Origin of the sequence: Asticcacaulis sp. YBE204 (assembly GCF_000495855.1) — a bacterium.
In the GTDB taxonomy this organism is placed as follows: domain Bacteria; phylum Pseudomonadota; class Alphaproteobacteria; order Caulobacterales; family Caulobacteraceae; genus Asticcacaulis.
This window is the reverse complement of the sequence record NZ_AWGF01000009.1, coordinates 222,801-242,198: the sequence shown is the minus strand read 5'-3', so window position 1 is coordinate 242,198 and position 19,398 is coordinate 222,801. Positions and strand designations below refer to the sequence as shown.

The following is a 19,398-nucleotide window of genomic DNA, read 5'->3' as shown; positions in this document are numbered from 1 at the left end:
CTCACCCTAACCCTCTCCCCACGGAGGAGAGGGGATAAAGAGCGTACGGCATGACTTACCCTCGCGACATGATCGGCTACGGCCAAACCCCGCCGGACGCCCACTGGCCGAACGGTGCGCGCATCGCCGTGCAGTTCGTCATCAACTACGAAGAAGGCGGCGAGAACAACGTCCTCCACGGCGACAAGGGCTCGGAGGCCTTCCTGTCGGAAATGGTCGGCGCACAAAGCCATATCGGCACGCGGTCGATGGCCATGGAAAGCCTGTATGAATACGGCTCGCGCGCCGGGTTCTGGCGACTGCATCGCCTGTTCACCGAACGCGGCGCACCTGTCACGGTCTATGGCGTGGCGACGGCGATGGAACGCCATCCGGATGCGGTCGAGGCCATGCTGAAAGCCGACTGGGAGATCGCCACGCACGGCTATAAGTGGATCGATTATCAGTATATCGATGAAAGCATCGAGCGCGAACATATCGCCAAGGCCATCGATATCCACACGAGCCTGACCGGATCGCGGCCGCTCGGCTGGTATCAGGGCCGGACCTCACCCAACACGGCGCGGCTGGTAGTCGAGGAGGGCGGCTTCACCTACGACGCGGACTCTTACGCCGACGATCTGCCCTATTACGACACGCGCTACGGTAAGCCGCAGCTGATCGTGCCCTATACGCTCGATGCCAACGATATGAAGTTCGTGGCGTTGAACGGCTTCGAGGATGGCGAGCCGTTTTTCCGCTATCTGCGCGACACCTTCGATCAGTTGTATGCCGAGGGCGGGCGCATGATGTCGATCGGGCTGCATGGACGCGTCGCTGGTAAGCCCGCGCGGGCGGCTGCCGTGGCGCGCTTTCTCGATCATGTGCTGAGTCATGACGACGCCTGGGTGGCGCGCCGCATCGACATCGCCAACCACTGGCTCAAGGTGCATCCTCATGCAGATTAATGATCCGGTTTTGCTGAAAGAGGTGACCGCCGCCTTCTACGCCTACGAAGCGGCGCTGATGGCCGACGACATCCCCGCGATGGATGTGCTGTTTCGGGCCGCGCCGGAAACGGTGCGTTACGGCGTCGGCGAAGTGCTGTACGGCATCGAGGCAATCCGCGACTTCCGCAAAGGCCGGGGCGGTTCGCCGCAGCGTAAACTGGGCCGCGTCGAAATTACGGTCTACGGCGAGACGTTTGCCACCGCCAATGCCGAATTTTTCCGCGAAGGGTCCGACCGAAGGGGCCGTCAGTCGCAATCGTGGGTGAAATTCCCTGACGGCTGGAAGGTCGTCTCGGCCCACGTCTCGCTCGAAGGGGCAACCTCATGAGCGACATTAACACCCTGACTCGTAAAGCCTTTATCGAACGTTTCGGCCTGTTGTTCGAACACAATCCGTGGATCGTCGCGCAGACTGAGACGATGCGGCCTTTTGCCGATCTGGAGGCCCTGCACGCCGGGTTCATGAAGGTCGTGGCGCATTCCGGCCCCGAAGCGCAACTGGCGTTATTGCGCGCGCACCCCAAGCTGGCCGACAAGGCGCAGGTCAAGGCGGGATTGACGAAAGAGTCGGCGTCCGAACAGGCCTCGGTGGGTCTCAACGCGCTGACCGAGGCGGAATTTGCGCGCTTTCACGAGCTGAACACGGCCTATGAAAAGCGTTTCGGCTTTCCGTTCATCATCGCCGTGCGGTTGGCCGGCGGCAAGGCGGGTATCCTAGAGGCGATGCAAACGCGGCTCGGCAACGACGCGGAAACCGAATTTGCGACGGCCCTGTCGGAAGTCGGCAAGATCGTCTGGTTGCGGCTGAAAGACGTGGTGAACATCCCCTCTCCCCCACGGGGAGAGGGGGGTCCGAAGGAACGGGTGAGGGGGAAAACCACAGGCTCGGAGTCGCCCCCTCACCCTAACCCTCTCCCCGCAGGGGAGAGGGGACTTAATGACCACAATGCCCGCGTCCGTCACGATCTCGACTGCCTGAACTATCCCGGCAGCGACTGGACGACGCCGCAAACCTCACCCGAAGGTCATGTCTATGACGTGATCATCGTCGGCGGCGGGCAGTCGGGGCTTGGCGCGGCGTTTGGTCTGAAGCGCGAGCGGATCAGCAATATTCTGATCCTCGACGAATGCCCCGAAGGCTTCGAAGGACCGTGGGAAACCTATGCCCGCATGGTGACGCTGCGGACGCCGAAGACGATCACCTCGATCGATCAGGGTGTGCCGTCGCTGACCTTCCGCGCCTTCTGGGAAGCCCAGCACGGGCCGGACGGCTGGGCGAAGGTCGACAAGATTCCGCGCGGCGACTGGATGGCCTATCTGCGCTGGTTCCGTCAGGTGCTGGGTTTGCCCGTGGTGAACGACGTGCGATTGACGCGCGTCGAGCCGCTGAACGGTCAGTTTCGTCTGCATACTAGCGGCGGCACCTATCTCGCGCGCAAGGTCATTCTGGCGACCGGCATTCAGGGCGGTGGCGAATGGCATACGCCGGACATGATCAAGGCCCTGCCGCGTCATCTTTATGCCCATACGTCCGAAGCCATCGATGTTGAAGCGCTGAAAGGCAAGCGCATCGGTATTCTCGGCGGTGGGGCGTCTGCGTTTGACAACGCGCACCATATTCTCGACGCCGGTGTGGGCGAGGCGCATGTCTTTGTTCGACGTTCAGTCCTGCCGCGCATCAACCCGATCCGCCATATGGAAGCCGCAGGCCTGATCCCGCGCTTTGCGGCTTTGTCGGACGCCGACAAGTACGCGGCCATTTCGCACTTTTTCAAATTCAATCAACCGCCTACAAACGATACCTTCGCCCGCGCCGCAGCGCACAGCGGCTTCCATCTGCACACTGGTGCGCCGTGGCAGGCGGTCATCGAGCGCAACGGTAAGGCCGTGGTGACGACGCCGCAGGGCGAGCACGTCTTCGATTTTCTGATCATCTCGACGGGTCTGGTGACCGATCCGGCTCTGCGTCCGGAACTGGCCGACCTTGAACCCGGTATTGCGCGCTGGGGCGACGTCTATGCCGCGCCGGAGGATGTGAAGAGCGCACTGCTTGACGCCCACCCCTATCTGGGCGCAGGCTTTGCGTTCAAGGGGCGCGATGCGGCCGCGCAGGCGAAATTGCACGGCCTGTTCGCCTTCAACTATTCGGCCCTGATCAATTTCGGTCTGTCGGCCTCGGCCCTGTCGGGGCTCAAATATGCTCTGCCTAAGCTGTGCGGAGCGGTGGCCGATCAGCTGTTTCTCGATGACCGCGACACCCGTTTGAGCGCCTATTTTAGTTATGACGAGCCGGAATTTACCGGCGAATGGAGCCCGAAATGAGCCTGTCCACCCACGTTCTCGATACGGCCAACGGCGTCCCGGCAGCGGACATGGGCCTGCACCTGCTGCGTGGGCGCGAGGTGCTGTTCGCCGGGCGGACCAATGACGACGGGCGTTGCAACGGCTTGCGTGAGCTTGAGTTGGAAGCCGGGGTGTATCGGCTGGAGTTCGATGTCGCCGACTATTTCCGCAGCAAGGGCGCAGACCTGCCCGATCCGCCGTTTCTCGACCGCGTCGGCATCGATTTCGGCATGAGCGGCGCGGGGCATTATCACGTGCCGCTGTTGGTCAGCCCTTACGGCTATTCGACCTATCGGGGGAGTTGAAGGATGGGAATAGGTATTCTATCCCCTCGCCCCTGCGGGGAGAGGGCTAGGGTGAGGGGGCTAAACACCGAGTTTGTTGCTTTCCCCCTCACCCGGCGCTTTGCGCCACCCTCTCCCCGTAGGGGCGAGGGGGAGGTTGTTCATGCCGCATAAACTCCGTTTCTATCTCGATGGTGAGGTCGTCACCCTGAGCGATATCGACCCGACGATGACGCTGCTCGACTGGTTGCGCTATCGCGCGCAGCGCACCGGGACCAAGGAAGGTTGTGCCGAAGGCGACTGTGGTGCCTGTACGGTGCTGGTCGGTGAATTGAGTGGCGAGCGTCTCGATTGGCGCGCGCTGAATGCCTGCATCCTGTTTATGCCGATGCTCGACGGCAAGGCGCTGATGACGGTCGAAAGCCTGAAAGGGCAGCACCCGGTACAGTCGGCCATGGTCGATCTGCACGGATCGCAGTGCGGGTTTTGTACGCCGGGAATCGTCATGTCGCTGGTCGGGCGGACCATGGGCGCATGCGGAACGGTCAATGTTGATTCGGCGGATGTGCTGGCCGGGAACCTGTGCCGCTGCACGGGTTACGGGCCGATACTTGAAGCTGCAGAGCAAAATCCAGCGGCGGCATTCGATGATGCGCATGTGTTTGATACGCTTAAGAAAATTCGTCGCGACGATATGCTGATCCTCAGCCATGAAGACATGCTTTCGGGCCTGACGCGGCGCTGGTTCACGCCGCGCAGCGTCGACGATCTGGCGGCCTTGCGGCTGGAAATGCCCGACGCGCGCATCGTCGCCGGGGCGACTGATGTCGGTTTGTGGGTCACCAAACAGCACCGCGTGCTGGACACTATCATCTATGTCGGTGGGCTGATGACCGATATCGACGAGACCCCGCAAGGCCTGACCATCGGCGCGGGCGTCCGTTATGCCGAGGCGCAAACCGCTCTGGCGCGGCTGCATCCGGATTTAGGCGAACTGGTCCGCCGGATCGGTGCGGTTCAGGTGCGCAATGCCGGGACTATCGGCGGCAATATCGCCAATGGCTCGCCGATCGGTGACACGCCGCCCGCCCTGATCGCGCTGGGGACCGAACTGACGCTCCGCCACGGCGAAACGCGACGGACGATCCCGCTGGAGGACTATTTCTTGACCTACGGAAAGCAGGATTTGCAACCGGGCGAGTTTGTCGAAAGCGTCTTCGTCCCCGCGCTCGATGCCACCGATTTTGTCCGCGTGGTGAAGCTGTCCAAGCGCTTCGATTCTGATATTTCGGCGGTGTGCGCGGCGTTTCATCTGCGCATCGCGGGCGGTATCGTGACCTTTGCGCGACTGGCCTTCGGCGGCATGGCCGGAACGCCCAAACGCGCGCATGCCACCGAAAATGCCTTGACCGGTAAGCCGTTCACGCCGGAGGTCCTGGCCGTTGCCGCCGAAGCCCTGCGGCAGGACTTTACGCCCCTGACCGACGTGCGCGGCTCTTCGGAATATAGGTTGGAAGTTTCCGGCAACCTCTTGAAACGGCTGTGGTTCGAGTATCATGGCGAGCGCGGCATGACGCAAGCGGTGGCGCATGGCTGACGCAAAAGTCCACGCCTCGATCACACACGACAGCGCGCCGCTGCACGTGTCGGGCACGGCGCTCTATACGGATGATGTCGCCGAACCCGCCGGGATGCTGCATCTGGCGTTCGGGCGCAGCACCCACGCCCATGCCAAGATCATCTCCATCGACCTCGACGCCGTCCGTTCGGCGCCCGATGTCGTCGCGGTCTTCACCGCTGCCGACATCCCCGGCGACAACAATGTCGCGCCGGTGGCCAAGGACGACAAGTTGATGACGAGCGACGACGTCATCTTCATGGGCCAGCCGATCTTCCTCGTCGCGGCGAAATCGGCTAAGGCCGCGCGGGTGGCCGCCAAACTGGGACGCATCGAATACGACATTCTGACGCCGATCCTGACCATCGCTGAGGCCCGTGGGGCCAACAGTCTGATTGAGGCGACGCAGGTCATGAAACGCGGCGCGGTCGATTTCGACGCCGCGCCGAATCGTGTGACGGGCTCGCTGGAAATCGGCGGGCAGGATCACTTCTATCTCGAAGGCCAGATCACCATCGCCACGCCGATGGAGCAGGGCGGGATGCACCTGCTTTGTTCGACACAGCACCCTTCCGAAGTTCAGCATCTGGTGGCGCATTTGCTGCACGTCAATTCCGCCGACGTGACGGTTGAGGTGCGGCGCATGGGCGGCGGCTTCGGCGGCAAGGAGACTCAGGCCTCGCTGTTCGCGGCAGCCGCAGCGCTGGTGGCGGCGAAAACCGGCAAACCCGCGAAATACCGCGCCGACCGTGACGAGGACATGGAAATCACCGGCAAGCGCCACGATTTCACCGCCGATTACGACGTAGCTTTCGATGATAACGGGCGGATCACGTCGTTGAGGCTGGAACTGGCCTCGCGCTGTGGCTGCTCGACCGACCTGTCCCCGGCGATCAACGACCGGGCGCTGTTCCATGCCGACAACTGCTATTTCCTCGAAAACGTCGAGCTGATCTCGCACCGTTTCAAGACCCACACCGTGTCCAACACTGCCTTTCGCGGCTTCGGGGGCCCGCAGGGGATGCTGGCCATCGAGCGCGTCATGGACGCCATCGCCGTGCATCTGGGGCGCGATCCGCTGAGTGTGCGGCAGGCTAATTTCTATGGTGCGGGCCGTGACGTGACGCCGTACCAGATGCCGGTTACCGACTTTGTCGCCGACCGCATTGTGGCGGACGTCGTGGCTGCGTCGGACTATAATAACCGCCGACAAGCCATTGAAAAGTTTAACAATACCCACCCCTATCTGAAGCGCGGTATCGCCGTCACGCCGGTCAAGTTCGGCATCTCCTTCACCACCTCGCACCTCAATCAGGCCGGGGCGCTGGTCCATTGCTACGTCGACGGTTCCGTGTCGCTGAACCACGGCGGCACCGAGATGGGGCAGGGTCTCAACATCAAGGTGGCGCAGATCGTCGCCGACGTGTTTGGGCTCGGTTTGGATAAAATTCGCATCACGGCGACGCGCACGGACAAGGTGCCCAACACCTCCGCCACGGCGGCGTCGTCGGGGACCGATCTCAACGGCTGGGCAGCCTATAATGCGGCCATGACGATCCGCGAACGGCTGGCTGGATTTATGGCCGGACGCAATGGCGGCGAGGCCGAAAACGTAACCTTCGAAGGCGGCGTGGTGCGGGCGGGCGACGAGGTTCTGGGCTTTGCCGAGGTCTGCCGGTTGGCGCATTTCAACCGCATTTCGATGTCCTCGACCGGCTACTACGCGACGCCGAAGATCCATTACGACCGCAAGACGCATACCGGGAGGCCCTTCCTCTATTTTGCCTACGGGGCCTCGGTGTCGGAGGTCGAAATCGACACATTCACGGGCGAATACAGGGTCTTGCGTGCCGATCTGCTCCACGATGTCGGGCGCTCGATCAATCCGTCCATCGATCTGGGGCAGGTGGAGGGCGCCTTCGTTCAGGGGATGGGCTGGCTGACCTTCGAAGAGCTGGTCTATAACGACAAGGGGCGGCTTCTGACCCACGCCCCGTCGACCTATAAGATACCGTGCGCGTCGGATCGGCCTAAAATCCTCAATGTCGAACTGTGGCGCGCGGGTGAAAACCGTGAGCCGACGATCCATCGTTCCAAGGCTGTCGGCGAGCCACCCTTCATGCTGGCCAACAGCGTCTTTTCGGCCCTGTCGTTCGCGGTGGCGGCGGCGACAGGCAGCCGCACCCTGACGCTCGATGCCCCCGCGACGCCGGAACGCATATTGCGCGCGCTGAAGGATGGCCGCGCATGAACTGGGCCGGTAAAGCTATTGAATGGATGGATAAAAAATCGGTCGCGCTGATCTCGCTGCTGGCCGTCGACGGCTCGACGCCGCGTGAGGCCGGGACGCGGATGCTGGTCACGTCAGATGAGATTTTCGGCACGATCGGCGGCGGTAATCTGGAATTCCAGTGCATCGATCAGGCGCGTCAGGCGCTGAAACACGCGCCCGGCACCTGGCGGATTCAGGACTATCCGTTAGGGATTTTGCTGGGCCAATGCTGCGGGGGTCGGGTGCGGGTGATGATCGAACGGCTCGATCCGGCAGATACGGCGTGGCTGGCGGCCATCCGAGACCTCGACGTCTTTACTCTGCGCAGCGATTTGCGCGTCGATGGCATAAGCCGTTGCCTGACCTCTGAGACGGCCAATGTCGCCGCGCGCGGCGTAATCCCCGTTGCCGGTGACACTCTGATCGAGCGGATCGGCGAGCCTTTGACGCCGGTCCTGATGTTCGGTGCGGGGCATGTCGGTATTGCCATCGCGCGGGTTTTACAGGGCCTGCCGTTTCGTCTCGACTGGTACGACGACCGCACCGATGTGCCCGACGCGGCCATTGTCGGCGATGCGCAAGCCCTGTGCGCCGTGGCGGAGAAGGGCCGGGGCCTGACCCTGATCCTGACCCATGACCACGCGCTCGATTACGAATTGACCAAAGCCGCTTTGGCCTCCGAGGCCCGATTTATCGGTCTGATCGGTTCAGCAACCAAACGCGCGCGGTTTTTCTCGCGTCTGCGCAAAGATGGGTTCACCGAAGACCAGATCGCGCGGATCGTCTGCCCCATCGGCCTGCCCGGCATTACCGGCAAGGCGCCGGAGGTCATCGCGGTCGCCGTCGCCGCACAATTGCTGCAAATCATCAGTCAGAATAAAAGTTTATCCGAGGGACTTCATAATGAACAAGCCGCTCATCTCGCTTGATGCCTTCATCGCCGGCCTGCCCAAGGCCGAACTGCATCTGCATATCGAAGGGTCTCTGGAGCCCGAACTGATGTTCGCTCTGGGCCAGCGCAACACCATCGACCTGCCGTTCAAATCGGTCGAAGAGGTCCGCGCGGCCTACGAATTTTCCAACCTTCAGGACTTCCTCGACATCTATTATCAGGGCGCCAATGTCCTGCAAACCGAACATGATTTTCACGACCTTGCCAAGGCCTATTTCGACCGCGCCCATGCCGACAGCGTGCGTCATGCCGAGATTTTCTTCGATCCGCAAACCCATACGGATCGCGGTATCCCGATGCAGGTCGTCATGGACGGCCTGACCTCCGGCATGAAGGCCGCCGAAGCCGAATATGGCCTGACATCGAGTCTGATCCTATGTTTCCTGCGCCATCTGGATGAGGACGCGGCATTTGCCACATTGAAAGCCGCCGAGCCGTTCCTAGATCGCCTGACCGGGGTGGGGCTCGATTCGTCCGAGGTCGGACATCCGCCGTCGAAATTCGCCCGCGTGTTCGAAGCCGCTGCCGCGCTGGGTCTGAAGAAGGTCGCCCATGCCGGTGAGGAAGGTCCACCGGACTATGTCTATGAAGCGCTCGATGTGCTGAAAGTCGATCGCATCGACCATGGCAACCGGTCGCTGGAAAATGCGCACCTGACCTCGCGTCTGGCGCGGATGGGCATGACCCTGACCGTGTGTCCGCTGTCGAATCTGAAGCTCTGCGTGGTTGAGGATATGGGGGCTCACCCGATCCGGACCATGCTCGACAAGGGTTTGCGCGCGACGCTCAATTCCGACGACCCGGCCTATTTCGGCGGGTATGTGAACGACAATTACCGCGCTGTAGCGGCCAGCGGACTGGTCGACCGCGACGATCTGATTACGCTGGCGCGCAACTCGTTTCTGGGCTCGTTCCTCAGCGATGAAGCGGTATATAAACACCTCGATGAGATCGACGCTTACGTAGCGCAAAACTAAGTACCTCCCCTGATTTCAGGGGAGGGTGGCCCGCAGGGCCGGGTGGGGTTAAACCCACTTTTAACCCCCTCCGCCGTCCCGGCGGTATCCCCCCTGAAATCAGGGGGGAGGCTGTGATAAATGACCATAACCTGTTCTTTCAAAGGCACCTTTTTCCACGCCCCTGTCTGCGGCCAGATCGAGGTTCTCCGCGATGTCCTGATCCGCTGCGACGATGAGGGCCGGATTGCGGATATCGTGCATCCGGACACGCCCGGCTATGCCGAAGCGGTATTCGAAGACCGCTCGGCGGGGCGGCTGGAGATTCTACCCGATGGCACTTACGGCCTGCCGGGGTTCTGCGACCTGCATATCCACGCGCCGCAATGGCCGCAACTGGGCAAGGCGCTCGACGTGCCGCTGGAGGTCTGGCTGCAAAAACATACCTTCCCGCTGGAGGCGCGTTATTCGGACCTCGGTTTCGCGCGTCGGTCCTATGAAGGGCTGGTCGACGACCTGTTGTCGAACGGGACGACGACGGCGCTTTATTTCGCCACCCAGCATCAGGATGCGACGCGGCTTCTGGCCGACATCTGTCTTGAAAAGGGCCAGCGCGCCCTGATTGGCAAGGTGGCGATGGATAACCCGCAGGAATGTCCGAACTTTTACGTCGAATCGACCGATTCGGCGCTGCGTGGGACGGCGGATTTCATCGACTATGTGCGTAGCCTGAAAACCGAACGCATCAAGCCGGTCGTCACGCCACGCTTCATCGCGTCTTGCACCGACGCGGCGCTGGAAGGGCTGGGCGATCTGGCCAAACGCTGTGGCTGCCACATCCAGACCCATTGTTCCGAAAGCGACTGGGAGCACAATTACGTGCTGGAGCGGCACGGGATGGAGGACACCGACAGCCTCGACCGCTTCGGGCTCCTGACGCGACACACGGTGCTGGCACACGCCAATTTCATTTCCGAAGCCAATATGGACAAGATTTCCGCGCGCGGGGCGGGGATCGCGCACTGTCCGCTGTCGAACTACTATTTTTCCAATGCGGTGTTCCCGCTGAAACGGGCGCTGGAAAAGGGCCTGCGCGTAGGCTTGGGGACCGATATTTCCGGCGGACCGTCGGCCTCGATCTTCGATAATATGCGCTGGGCCGTAGCCTCGTCGCGCGCCTTGCACGACGGCGTCGATGCGCGGCTGCACTGGGATAATCGCGGCCTGCGCGGCAGTCAGATCGACTGGCGCACGGCGTTCCACATCGCCACCAAGGGCGGCGCCGAGGCGCTGGATTTGCCGGTCGGGACGTTCGAGAAGGGCCGTTATTTCGACGCGCAACTGATCGATCCGCAGGCGAAATCCGGCACGATCCGGCTCATGGACGACCTCGATAGCGACGAAGAGGTGCTGCAAAAGATCGTCTATACGGCGTCGAAGGCCAATATCGCGAAGGTCTGGGTCGCGGCGGCGTGTGTGGTGGGATAGCGGCTCACTATGCCTCCCTGGCTATGCCGGGGAGGAATGAAGGGGTGAGGCTATGGTCTTTCCGCCAGAAACGCCTCGACCTCGGCCATCGTGGGCGCCGCATCGGCCGAATAACGCGTGACCGAGATCGCCGAAGCCGCCGAGGCATAGCGCATGGCGCGGACGTAATCGTCGCCCAGCACCAGTCGCGCCGCCAAAGCGCCGTTGAACACATCGCCCGCGCCGACCGCGTCCACCGCCTCCACCTTGAAGGCGGGCAAACGGATCAGTTCACCGTCGATCAGGCCCGCACAACCCTTGTCGCCCAGGGTTACGATGACGGTTTCCGCGCCATGTGCACGCAAGGTCTGCATGGCGGTAATCAGCGCCGCGTCGTCCTGACCGTCGATACCGGTCAGCTTGGCCAGTTCGGTCTCGTTCGGTGTCACCACCTCGCACAGTGGCAGGAGATCGAAAACACCCTGATCGACCGGGGCCGGATTGAGGATGGTCTTGACGCCCGCTGCCATGGCGATTTCCAGCGCGGCTTTCAGCGTCTCAAGCGGGGTTTCCAGTTGCACGACCAAGGCACCCGCGTTTTCGATAAGCGATTGGTTTTGTTCGGCATGATCTGGCGTCAGGCGCGCATTGGCGGCGGACGAGACGACGATCATGTTCTGACCGTCAGGCGCGACGAGGATATTGGCCATGCCGGTGCCGACGCCGTCGAGTGCCACGACATGATCGTCATTGACGCCGCGCGCTTTGAGAAAGTCGCGGGCCATAACGCCGAAATTATCGCTGCCGACCGCACCGATCATCCGCGCCTCGACACCGGAGCGCGCGGCGGCGACGGCCTGATTGAGGCCCTTACCACCCATGGCGACGGCGGTGTCGTGGCCCATGATCGTCTCGTTCGGCTTCGGCAGCGCGTCTACGCGGATGAAGAAATCAACATTGATGGAGCCGAGGACGACGATGGACGACATCAGGGTAAGGCCTTGAGAATAAAAACGGAATAACGGGTTTTGGCGAAACCGTTACCAGAGACCACACAAAGGGGGCGCGGCTCAGGCGACAGGTTCATCCGACTGTAACCTCAAAGCTCACGGGAAAGAAATGGGTTCCACGCCTTTTCCCCTTGAAAAGCGGTGGCTTACCTAAGGAGAGGCTTGCGCGTCGCCGCCGGGTCTGGTTTCCTGTGAAATTGAATACTGAAGGAACAAACATGCGCGTTCATCGCACTAAAGGGCTTGTGGGAAGCCTTATTTTCGGCCTCGCCCTGCTGGCCGCGCCCGTTATGGCGCAAACCGCTCATCCCGAACTGAGCCCCGAGGGCTTCTATTCGGTGACCGACCTCAATGTGCCGGTTGAGAAGGCCCTGAGCGAACACGCCAACCGGAAACGTGTGCTGGTCGTTGTCGATATCGACGACACGATCATGACCATGCCGCAGGATCTGGGTTCCGAAGGCTGGCTGGCCGAACGCATGAATGAGGTGCGCGCCAAAACGCCCGAAGGCCAGACGCCGAATTTCGAGCCGATCTTCTTCGAACAGGCCGTCTGGTATCAGGTGACCAATATGATGCCGACGCAACCCGACGGTCCGGCGCTGATCGCGAAATTGCAAGGCGAGGGCGTGCCGGTTTTCGCCCTGACCGCCCGCAATCCGGCTTTGCGCGGGGCGACGGAGCGCGTGCTGGAACTCAATAAAATCGACCTGTCGAAAGCGCCGGAGTGCATCAAGCCCTTGTGTACCAAGAGCGGCCGTCTGCGCGATTCTGAGATCCGCGCGGCAGGACAAAAACTCAATGTGACGTTGCTCAACACGCCCTATAAGGACATTACCGTGTCCGACGGCATTATGATGACGACGGGTCAGGACAAGGGCATTATGCTGCGCCTTCTGGCCGGATCGCTGGGCCAGACCTTCGACCTGATCATCTTTGTCGACGACAGCAAGCGCAATGTCGAAAACGTCGTCCGCGCCTCGAAGGACATGAAGATTCCGGTCTATACCTACCGGTACGAGCGCATCTGGCCGAAGGTCGCCGCGATTCATGCGACACCGGAACGTATGCGCGCCGCCGACGCCATAGCCGAAACGACGCTTAAGATCATGTGTCTGGCGGTCGTGTCGGACCTGTGCAGCGCGCCGCCCATCGCGCAAACGCCTCTGGAGCCGGTGCAATGAAGATCATTTTCGACACCGATCCGGGCATCGACGATGCCATGGCCATGGCCTTTCTGGGGGCCCATCCTCAGGCCGAACTGCTGGCCATCACCACGGTCTTCGGCAATGGCGGGGTGGATATCACTACGCGCAACGCCCTTTATCTGACGCAGCGTTTCGGTATCGACGTGCCGGTCTATAAGGGGGCGCATACGCCGCTGCACCTGCCCGCGCCGACGCCGGCACCGCACGTGCATGGCTATGACGGTCTGGGCGATATCGGAGCCTTGCAAGGCTTCGAAGCCGAGCCGGAAACGACACCCGCGCCCGTGCGCATCGTTGAACTGATCCGCGAATATCCGGGCGAGGTGACGCTTCTGGCGGTCGGGCCGCTGACCAATCTGGCGCTGGCGCTGGAGCTTGATCCGGCGATTACGGGGCTGGTCAAGGAGGTCGTCATTATGGGCGGCGCGTTCGGCTGGGGGCCGCGACGCGGCAATGTCTCGCCGGTCGCCGAAGCCAATATCATCAACGATCCGCACGCCGCCGACCGTGTCTTCACCGCCCCGTGGCCGGTGCGCGCCATCGGGCTCGACGTGACGACGCAGTGCATCTTTTCGACAGCGGCGGCTGAGATCCTCGGTGAGACCGGCGGCGATACGGGGAAGTTTCTGTTCGACATTTCGCGCGGCTATGAAAAGCTCTACCGCGAACGCGACGGCTTTGCCGGATGCGCCCTGCATGACGTGGCCGCCGCCATCGCCGTGTTCGAGCCGCAGTTGTTCGGCTATGCCAAGGGCACGATCCGCGCGGTGACGGAAGGAATTGCCTTGGGGCAGACCATCCTCAAACAGGACGGGCTATTGTTCCCACCGGGTCCGTGGGACGATCTGCCGAGCCAGACCATCTGCATCGAGGTCGATGCCGAGGGGGTTCTGGATACCTATGCCCGCATCATTTCGCAAAAAGCGCAGATGAAGAAGGCCAGCTAACTACTTTATTTTCCACACAAACCGCACCCCGTCCTTGCCGTCCGACTGCGGGCCGGGGCTGTCGGCAGCAACCGTGCCGGTCTGCGGATCGAGGCGCAAGAAGCGATTGGTCGCCAGCGACATCAAGACCAGCTCACCGGTCGGCGCCTCAATCCACTGGAAGCTTTGCGCCGGGCCGGGTTTGACCGCGAGAAGGCTGACCGCGCCGGTTGCATCGACGCTTAGATAGCGGTCGCCGGATTTCAGCGCCACGCGGCCCAGCTTGGTGTCGACGACCGTAAACGGTTTTGCTTTCAACGCCGTGGCCAGATCGGTTGTCCGCCCAAACGCCGTCAGGGCCACGCTTTTGCCGTAGGGAATCGGTCGCATCAGGCCCTTGGGATGCGGCTCGAAAATCTCGACCGAGTCGAAATCGGCGACGCCCCCTTCAGAACCTAAATTATTGTAATTGAACAAGGTATAGCGCACGCCCTGAAAGGTGCGCAGTTGAAACACCATCGTGAAGTCACGACCCAGAGCCTTGAACGTCTTGCCGTCCACCGAGTAGCTAAACCGGGCTTTTTCGATCATGAAATCGGCGTCGGCGCGCAGCCACAGCTTCGTCGCGCCGGTTTTGACACGGGCGCTTTCGCCGGTCTGCTGATCGAACTGCACGATATCGAGGCCGGTCGCGGTCTTTTCGACGCCGATCCACGCATAGGGCTGGCTGAACAGGGCCAGACCCGCCACGTCGCCGGTTGTCATCCCCGCCGCATCGAGCGCCACGGTCGGGCGCGACTGCGGCCCGATTGAACGCTGGGTCAGGCTGTTGCGCGCCTCCCACACCGTTTTGGCGGGCAGGGCGTGCAATCGCAGGAAGCCCGGGCGCTCGCTCAGCGACCACTTGCCGTCGACCGGGACGTGGCTCCATTGCCAGACGGGTTTCAGCGTCTTACCCGCAAAATCGTCGCTGCGTTCATAGGGGGCGTGCGGCACCGAAATGTGGCCCGTATCAGGCTTGACCCAGGTCCGCGGGTTACGCGTCAGATTGCCGGGCAGGCCGAAATAGGGCCAGCCGTCCTTCCACGTCACCGGCGCGAGGCTGAGCAGACGACCGACCGAATTATAGTCCATCATCGAAAAACCCCACCATTCGCCGGTCTGGGTCTGAACGACGCCGCCCTGATGCAGGGACAGGCGACCATTAGGTGCCGGATTGGGCGGGATGACCTTGAACGGCGCGGTCTTCCCCTCAAGCCGATAGCCCTCGGCGAGACCGAAATCCTCGTCGGTGCTGATCGCCGGATTGACCTCGTAAGGCCCCCAGACAGTGTCGGCGCGCGCGGCGGGCATCCGCATCCGTCCCGCAAACCACGCCGAGGTGATATAGTATTTGCCGTCCAGTTTGTAGAAATGAACGCCTTCGCCCATGCCGCCCTTCGGATCGGCCGAGGCCGGGATGATTTCGCGCTCGGTCCCCGGCACGGCGTCGGTCAGGTCGTCGTTGAGCTGCACCATCTTGATGCCCTTATAGCCCCAGATCGCATAGACCTTGCCATCGTCGTCGAACAACACCGACAGGTCGTGGAAAGAGCGCTTCATCTCGGTGCGCGTCCATGGCCCTTTTGGGTCGGTAGCGCGGAAAACCTGCGTCTTCTGACCGTTCACATTGCTGAAGATATAAAAGGTGCCGTTGTGATAGCGGAAGCTGGGCGCCCAGATACCCTGACCATAGATGTCCTTGCCATCCTCCAGTCGAAAACGCGGCCCCAGATCGAGCTTGTCCGACGCATAGGTGAGGAAGGTCCAGTTGATCAGGTCTTTGGAGTGCAGGATCGGCAGGCCCGGCATCGAATGCATGGTGGTGCCGGTCAGGTAGTAGTCGTCACCAACACGTATCAGGTCGGGATCGGAAAACTCGTCATAGAACAAAGGATTGGTGAAGGTGCCATTGCCATTATCGGCGGTCCAGGTTGCCGAGGCCAGAGGCGCGTTGCGGGCCTCCTGCGCCGCGACCGTCACGCCACCCAGCACCATCAAGGCCGCCGCGATTATCCAAACCCGCATCTGTCCGCTCCCGTTTTTGGTTTGTTTAAAACGGCTTGGCGACGAATGCAATAATACTCAGACAATTTATCCGGATTTCAGCTTGCCGCGATAGGCGTCGAGGTCGATGCCGTAGCGGTTGACCTTGTCGTAGAAGGTCTTGCGCGGCAGTTTCAGGGCCTCCATCGTCGTCCTGACATCGCCCTTGTGCAGCGAGAGCGTCTCGGTCAGGACGGCGGCCTCGTACTGGCTCACCTGTTCGGCCAGGCCGGGCGCGGCGGCATGGGCGGGCAGGCGGGCCTCGTCCAGCCCCAGAGCGTACAGTTCGGCGAATTGTTCCAGCTCACGCACATTGCCCGGCCAGTCGTGGCGGCGCAGATAGGTCTGGGCGGGCAAGGTCAGTTTCGGCGCCGGCAGGTTCAGCCGCGCCGAGGCGCTGAGCAGGAAGTGCTGAAAGAGCAGGCCGACGTCCTCCAGCCGCTCCGACAGAGGCGGTACGCGCAAGGAAACCCCGCTCAGACGATAATAGAGGTCAGCGCGGAAGTGACCGTCGCGCACCCTTTGCGTCAGGTCGGCGCGGCTGGCGGCGACAAGGCGGATATCGAGCGAGCGCGGCGCTTCGGCACCCACGGCCCAGATTTCGCGCGTTTCGATGACCTGCAGGATGCGAGCCTGCTGCGACAGGCTGAGGCTATCGATCTCGTCGAGGAAAAGGGTGCCTTTGTGCGCCTTTTCCAGCCGCCCCGTGACGCGCGCCGCACCCGGCCGCGCCTCGATCCCGAACAGCTCCGCCGCATAGGTCTCTTCATCGAGCGCCGCACAGCCGATATGCACGAAGGGTTTGGCCCGGCGCGGACTGAGGGCGTGCAGGGCGCGGGCGACGCGGGCCTTGCCGACCCCGGTATCGCCGGTGATCAGGGCGTCGACCCCGGCCTCGGCCATGCGCGCCACAACGTCTTTCAGATGCCGCATCGGCGCGGACTCGCCGATCAGCAGGGCATCGGCGGGGGTGTCGGGCGTGTGCAGGCGGCGCAGGCGGCGGTTTTCCAGCACCAGATCGCGCGTTTGCACGGCGCGCTTAACGGACTGAATCAGCTCGTCCATCGCAAAGGGCTTGGAGATGAAATCGTAGGCCCCGTCTTTCAGCGCCGCCACCGCCATCGGCACATCGCCGTGGCCGGTCATCAGGATGACGGGGATGTCGGAGTCGATATCGCGCACCCGACGAAACACCGTCAGGCCGTCCATCTGCGGCATACGCACGTCGCTGATGACGACGCCCGCGAAATCGGCGGTCAGCTGTTTCAGCGCGTCCGCCCCGCTGGAAAAGGCGCGTACCGCGAACCCGGCCAGTTCCAGCCCCTGAGTCTGGGCCGCCAGCAGGTCGAGGTCGTCGTCGATGAAGATAATATCGCCGCTCATGGCACCACCTTGCGCAGTTTGAGGGTGAAGGTCGTGCCGCTATCGTCGCTCTCGGCGCTCAGTTCGCCGCCGAAATCGCGCAGGATATCGTGGGCGATGACGAGGCCGAGTCCCAGTCCCTTGGGCTTGGTAGTGACGAACGGCGTGAACAGGGCCTCGCGGACCTGCGGCGGCAGGCCGGGGCCATTATCCGCCACACATACCACCACCCAGTCCGCGTCCTCGGCTACGGTAATGCGCACGACCGGGTCGGGCGTCGCCTCCAATGCCTCGAAGGCGTTTTGCAGCAGATTGACCAGCACCTGTTCGAGGCGAACGCGCCCGGCCATGACCCTCAGCGCCGGATCGATGCGGTCGCGCAGCAGTTTCACCCGGTTTTCATGCAGACGGCTTTTGTTGAGGAGAATGGAAGAGTCGATTGTTTCTTTTAGGCTAATCGGTTCCGTCTCGCCGGTCGCCTTGCGCGAAAAGGTGCGCAGTTCGCCGGTGATATGGCCGATGCGCTCGCACATCCGGGCGATGGTCCCCAGATTGTCGCCGATCGCTTTGGCCGGGCTTTTGCGCTCGATCATCCTGAGGGTGTTGTCGGCCAGTACGCGGATGGTGGCGACCGGCTGGTTGATTTCGTGCGCCACACCGGCGGTGATCTGTCCCAGACTGGCCAGCTTGTTGGCCTGAACGAGGTCGGCCTGAAGGCTGTTGAGGCGCTGTTCCGCCTGATGGCGTTCGTGGATTTCGTCCGACAGGCGGGCATTGGTGACGCTCAGCGCCTCGGTCCGGGCGGCGACGTCGTGCTCCAGCCGTTCGCGGTATTCGGCCTCGCGCACGGCGCGCTCGGCGATTTGCCGCCGCCGTCGCCACTGCCACGCCAGAAGGGTAAGGATCAGCCCCAGCCCCAGCACCGCCGTCAGGGTCGCACCGGAGGCCAGCCGTTCCGCTGGACGACGCGACCCCACCAGATGCAATTGCCAGCCCTTCGCCGGGGCGGGCAGGGTGGTCAGGAACTGATCACGAGTGAGCGTTGGCACCTTGTGAAAGCGCTGTTCGGGGTGACTGGTCAGCAGGATCTCGTCGTTGGGACCCGTGACGAAGGTCGGCTCCGCGCTGTCGGCCCAGGTCGCTTCGATGGCGTCGAACTCCATCTTGACGACGACGACGCCCAGCGTCTTGCCTTCCTCGACGATGCTGTGCGCCAGATAAAGCCCCGGACGGCGGCTGACCGTACCGAGCGCGAATTGTTCCGATGTCCCCTTCGTCAGAGCTTCGCGGAAATAGGGCCGAAAGCCGTAGGCCGATCCCACAAACGAGGTCGGCAGGGCCCAGTTCGAGGCCGCCACCGTCGTACCCGATGCGTCGATGATATAGATGACGGCGCTGCGCGTCTCGTGCTGCAGACGCTCCAGTTTCTGCGAAATGCGGCGGAAACGCTCCGGATCAGGGCGTTGCAGGGCGCTGACCACGTCGCTGTCGTCGGCCAGAATCACCGGTGCCGAACGCTGCTTGTCGAGCTCGCTTTGCAGGACCGCGACGCGCAGTTGCGCCGTCACGCGGGCATCGCGCGTCAGGCCGTTCATCGCGCCCGCATAGGTCAGGCTATGGGTTTCATATAGGATGAAGGCCGCCACAATGGCCAGTCCCGCCAGTAGCCACGGCCAGAGACTTTTCGAAGGAAACCGGGGGAGAGAGGGCAAACGCATGAAACAGTCTTTCGACGCAAGACGGTCGCGCATTGATGTCATCTGGCGATATTTCGCACAAGTAAAATTTTTCGTGTGCGAAAATCCACACAAAATTACACCCGTAAAATATAAAAATATGTTTTATTTCATTAAGTTAATACAAGAGCGCATAATTATTGCGTGCTTCTTTGTGCGGTCTATTCTGCCCTTAACCAAAAAGTAAGTC

Annotated in this window: 15 protein-coding genes; 11 read left to right on the top strand and 4 right to left on the bottom strand. The window is 62.1% G+C overall.

Features of this window, described 5'->3' with window-relative positions; genetic code table 11:
- Positions 1 to 50 precede the first annotated feature (50 nt).
- From puuE to guaD, 9 genes are all read left to right on the top strand, one after another.
- Positions 51 to 947 carry an allantoinase PuuE gene (gene puuE / locus AEYBE204_RS31915; protein WP_031230784.1) on the top strand — a complete coding sequence of 299 codons (897 nt, stop codon included), beginning with the start codon at positions 51 to 53 and terminating at the stop codon, positions 945 to 947.
- Positions 937 to 1,317 carry an oxalurate catabolism protein HpxZ gene (gene hpxZ / locus AEYBE204_RS31910; protein ID WP_023462622.1) on the top strand — a complete coding sequence of 127 codons (381 nt, stop codon included), beginning with the start codon at positions 937 to 939 and terminating at the stop codon, positions 1,315 to 1,317. Before puuE ends, hpxZ begins: the two co-directional genes overlap by 11 nt.
- A complete protein-coding gene (gene uraD, locus AEYBE204_RS0120390) occupies positions 1,314 to 3,311 on the top strand; it encodes a 2-oxo-4-hydroxy-4-carboxy-5-ureidoimidazoline decarboxylase (RefSeq protein ID WP_023462621.1) in 1,998 nt (665 codons plus the stop codon). Before hpxZ ends, uraD begins: the two co-directional genes overlap by 4 nt.
- Positions 3,308 to 3,637: a hydroxyisourate hydrolase gene (gene uraH, locus AEYBE204_RS31905; protein WP_023462620.1), complete on the top strand. Its 330-nt coding sequence runs from the start codon at positions 3,308 to 3,310 to the stop codon at positions 3,635 to 3,637. The genes uraD and uraH overlap by 4 nt, the downstream gene beginning before the upstream one ends.
- A 142-nt stretch (positions 3,638 to 3,779) precedes the next feature.
- Positions 3,780 to 5,213, top strand: a complete 1,434-nt coding sequence (xdhA, locus tag AEYBE204_RS31900; protein ID WP_023462619.1) for a xanthine dehydrogenase small subunit — start codon at positions 3,780 to 3,782, stop codon at positions 5,211 to 5,213.
- Positions 5,206 to 7,485 carry a xanthine dehydrogenase molybdopterin binding subunit gene (gene xdhB / locus AEYBE204_RS31895; RefSeq protein ID WP_023462618.1) on the top strand — a complete coding sequence of 760 codons (2,280 nt, stop codon included), beginning with the start codon at positions 5,206 to 5,208 and terminating at the stop codon, positions 7,483 to 7,485. The genes xdhA and xdhB overlap by 8 nt, the downstream gene beginning before the upstream one ends.
- A complete protein-coding gene (xdhC, locus tag AEYBE204_RS31890; RefSeq protein ID WP_023462617.1) occupies positions 7,482 to 8,435 on the top strand; it encodes a xanthine dehydrogenase accessory protein XdhC in 954 nt (317 codons plus the stop codon). The genes xdhB and xdhC overlap by 4 nt, the downstream gene beginning before the upstream one ends.
- Positions 8,410 to 9,435, top strand: coding sequence for an adenosine deaminase (locus AEYBE204_RS31885; RefSeq protein WP_023462616.1), 1,026 nt, complete (start codon positions 8,410 to 8,412; stop codon positions 9,433 to 9,435). The genes xdhC and AEYBE204_RS31885 overlap by 26 nt, the downstream gene beginning before the upstream one ends.
- Before the next feature lie 120 nt (positions 9,436 to 9,555).
- Positions 9,556 to 10,902: a guanine deaminase gene (gene guaD, locus AEYBE204_RS31880; protein ID WP_023462615.1), complete on the top strand. Its 1,347-nt coding sequence runs from the start codon at positions 9,556 to 9,558 to the stop codon at positions 10,900 to 10,902.
- Positions 10,903 to 10,952: 50 nt separating this feature from the next.
- Here guaD and rbsK read toward each other — a convergent pair whose 3' ends face one another.
- A complete protein-coding gene (gene rbsK, locus AEYBE204_RS31875) occupies positions 10,953 to 11,870 on the bottom strand; it encodes a ribokinase (protein ID WP_023462614.1) in 918 nt (305 codons plus the stop codon).
- A 239-nt stretch (positions 11,871 to 12,109) separates the two neighbouring features.
- Between rbsK and AEYBE204_RS31870 the strand changes: the two genes are divergently transcribed.
- Complete coding sequence (locus AEYBE204_RS31870) at positions 12,110 to 13,075, top strand: DUF2608 domain-containing protein (RefSeq protein WP_023462613.1); 966 nt, start codon at positions 12,110 to 12,112, stop codon at positions 13,073 to 13,075.
- Positions 13,072 to 14,046 (top strand): nucleoside hydrolase, encoded by a 975-nt coding sequence (locus AEYBE204_RS31865; protein ID WP_023462612.1) that lies wholly within the window; start codon positions 13,072 to 13,074, stop codon positions 14,044 to 14,046. The genes AEYBE204_RS31870 and AEYBE204_RS31865 overlap by 4 nt, the downstream gene beginning before the upstream one ends.
- On the opposite strand, the gene AEYBE204_RS31860 is transcribed toward AEYBE204_RS31865, so the two are convergent.
- The 3 genes from AEYBE204_RS31860 to AEYBE204_RS31850 all read right to left on the bottom strand — a co-directional run bounded on the left by AEYBE204_RS31860 (position 14,047) and on the right by AEYBE204_RS31850 (position 19,190).
- Positions 14,047 to 16,092: a glycoside hydrolase 43 family protein gene (locus AEYBE204_RS31860; protein ID WP_023462611.1), complete on the bottom strand. Its 2,046-nt coding sequence runs from the start codon at positions 16,090 to 16,092 to the stop codon at positions 14,047 to 14,049. It lies immediately after the preceding gene.
- A 66-nt stretch (positions 16,093 to 16,158) separates the two neighbouring features.
- Positions 16,159 to 17,493: a sigma-54 dependent transcriptional regulator gene (locus tag AEYBE204_RS31855; protein WP_023462610.1), complete on the bottom strand. Its 1,335-nt coding sequence runs from the start codon at positions 17,491 to 17,493 to the stop codon at positions 16,159 to 16,161.
- Complete coding sequence (locus AEYBE204_RS31850; protein ID WP_023462609.1) at positions 17,490 to 19,190, bottom strand: ATP-binding protein; 1,701 nt, start codon at positions 19,188 to 19,190, stop codon at positions 17,490 to 17,492. The genes AEYBE204_RS31855 and AEYBE204_RS31850 overlap by 4 nt, the downstream gene beginning before the upstream one ends.
- Positions 19,191 to 19,398: the final 208 nt, after the last annotated feature.

Coding starts and splice junctions, on each gene's coding strand:
- guaD (WP_023462615.1), top strand. CDS start 9,556: ATGACCATAACCTGTTCTTTCAAAGGCACCTTTTTCCACGCCCCTGTC.
- xdhB (WP_023462618.1), top strand. CDS start 5,206: ATGGCTGACGCAAAAGTCCACGCCTCGATCACACACGACAGCGCGCCG.
- uraD (WP_023462621.1), top strand. CDS start 1,314: ATGAGCGACATTAACACCCTGACTCGTAAAGCCTTTATCGAACGTTTC.
- xdhA (WP_023462619.1), top strand. CDS start 3,780: ATGCCGCATAAACTCCGTTTCTATCTCGATGGTGAGGTCGTCACCCTG.
- rbsK (WP_023462614.1), bottom strand. CDS start 11,870: ATGTCGTCCATCGTCGTCCTCGGCTCCATCAATGTTGATTTCTTCATC.
- AEYBE204_RS31865 (WP_023462612.1), top strand. CDS start 13,072: ATGAAGATCATTTTCGACACCGATCCGGGCATCGACGATGCCATGGCC.
- hpxZ (WP_023462622.1), top strand. CDS start 937: ATGCAGATTAATGATCCGGTTTTGCTGAAAGAGGTGACCGCCGCCTTC.
- uraH (WP_023462620.1), top strand. CDS start 3,308: ATGAGCCTGTCCACCCACGTTCTCGATACGGCCAACGGCGTCCCGGCA.
- AEYBE204_RS31850 (WP_023462609.1), bottom strand. CDS start 19,190: ATGCGTTTGCCCTCTCTCCCCCGGTTTCCTTCGAAAAGTCTCTGGCCG.
- AEYBE204_RS31870 (WP_023462613.1), top strand. CDS start 12,110: ATGCGCGTTCATCGCACTAAAGGGCTTGTGGGAAGCCTTATTTTCGGC.
- AEYBE204_RS31885 (WP_023462616.1), top strand. CDS start 8,410: ATGAACAAGCCGCTCATCTCGCTTGATGCCTTCATCGCCGGCCTGCCC.
- xdhC (WP_023462617.1), top strand. CDS start 7,482: ATGAACTGGGCCGGTAAAGCTATTGAATGGATGGATAAAAAATCGGTC.
- AEYBE204_RS31860 (WP_023462611.1), bottom strand. CDS start 16,092: ATGCGGGTTTGGATAATCGCGGCGGCCTTGATGGTGCTGGGTGGCGTG.
- puuE (WP_031230784.1), top strand. CDS start 51: ATGACTTACCCTCGCGACATGATCGGCTACGGCCAAACCCCGCCGGAC.
- AEYBE204_RS31855 (WP_023462610.1), bottom strand. CDS start 17,493: ATGAGCGGCGATATTATCTTCATCGACGACGACCTCGACCTGCTGGCG.